Consider the following 1,448-nt stretch of genomic DNA (forward strand, 5'->3'; position numbering starts at 1 on the left):
TGGTTAGTCAATCCCTTTTGCGTCATCCGCTCGCCGGGAACCTGCTTCTGTACGGGATCGGCGCTGTGACCGTCGCCTGATGGGGTTCTAGAGAGGAGCAGGTCGGCCAATCTACGGAAAGCGTGATCGCATCAACAGATGCGTCGACAACCCGGATGACGGCCTGACCTGATCCATCGTCCCGGCGAAGGGACTTCGCTTCGGGAAGGTTGGTGTCGTGACCCGCCCGAAAACCTGTGCGCTCCTGTTTTAAGCCGCCATGGCAGTCGCCTTGAACGGCACGTTGTCCTTGAGCATGCGCAGCATGATCACGGCGAGCTTGCGCGCGAGCGCCACCTTGGCCTTGCTCATGCCGGCGCGCTTGGCGATCCGCATGGCCCAGCTCTTGAGCTGTGCGCAGCCCTTGATCGGCTTGGTCAGGATGATGTGGGCGGCCTCATAAAGCGCCTCACGCACGGAAGCATCGCCGTTTTTGCTGATGCGGCCGGAGTAGTCGGTCTCGCCTGACTGGTACTTCTTCGGCGTCAACCCGAACAGCGGTCCCGCCCGCTTCGACGAGGTGAAGCGGGCTGGGTCATCGATGGCGCTGGCATAGGTCAGCGAGATGATCGGCCCCACGGCCGGCGTCGACATCAGCAGCCTGGCTTGGGCATCCAGAAGTGACATCGCCCGCACCCGCTTCTCAAAACCGTTGAACTCGCGCAGCAGCACCGCGTGAACCGCCAGCGTCGCCGCGGCGATCGTCTCAAGGGCTGGATGGCCGGCCACCAGCTCGCCGATCCGTGCTGCAAAGCTGCGCTTCGTCGTCTTGCCGACCTTCAAACCGAAGCCGCGCAAGATCCCGCGCAGGCTGTTCTCGAGGTCCTGAAGCTTGGCCTGGATCAGCTTGCGCGCTGTCAGCATTGCGCGGGTCTCCTGGGCACTCATCGACTTGCAATGCACTGGCCGAAACCAGCCGAGCCGCATCAATTGCGCGATGTTGCGGGCGTCATTGCGGTCCGACTTCACCGCCATCGCCTTGAAGGCATCGCTCGCGTGGCGCGTCTCCAGAAGCTCGACCGCAAGGCCGGCCTTCTTCATCGCTGCATAAAGCCATTGTGACAGCGGTCCGGCCTCCAGTCCGATCCTGGCGAGTTCGAACCCGAGCGATCGGAACCAGCCGATCAGCGCCTCCGCTTCGCTGGCCACCTTGGCCTCCCGAACGATCTTGCCGTTCGCATCGACAACGCACACGCTGGAGCATTCCAATGACACGTCGATTCCGGCATAATGGTTCATGGTCGTCTCTCCTCGATGCTTGGAGCGAGGCTTAGGCCCCGACTCCGCTACACCATCAATGTGAGGGACGACCGCTTGCCTTCCAATCCAGCCGCGCGACGCGCGCATCCAACAGCGCCGTAGCTAGCGCGGCTGGATTGGAAGGTTCCCTGGGGCCCGTTACCCCATCT

1 protein-coding gene is annotated in these 1,448 nt (G+C 62.8%); it reads right to left on the reverse strand.

Features of this window, described 5'->3' with window-relative positions; genetic code table 11:
* Positions 1–249 precede the first annotated feature (249 nt).
* Positions 250–1,278, reverse strand: coding sequence for an IS110 family RNA-guided transposase (locus H8A92_RS40410; protein ID WP_229200798.1), 1,029 nt, complete (start codon positions 1,276–1,278; stop codon positions 250–252).
* Positions 1,279–1,448: the final 170 nt, after the last annotated feature.

This window comes from Bradyrhizobium acaciae, assembly GCF_020889785.1.
In the GTDB taxonomy this organism is placed as follows: domain Bacteria; phylum Pseudomonadota; class Alphaproteobacteria; order Rhizobiales; family Xanthobacteraceae; genus Bradyrhizobium; species Bradyrhizobium acaciae.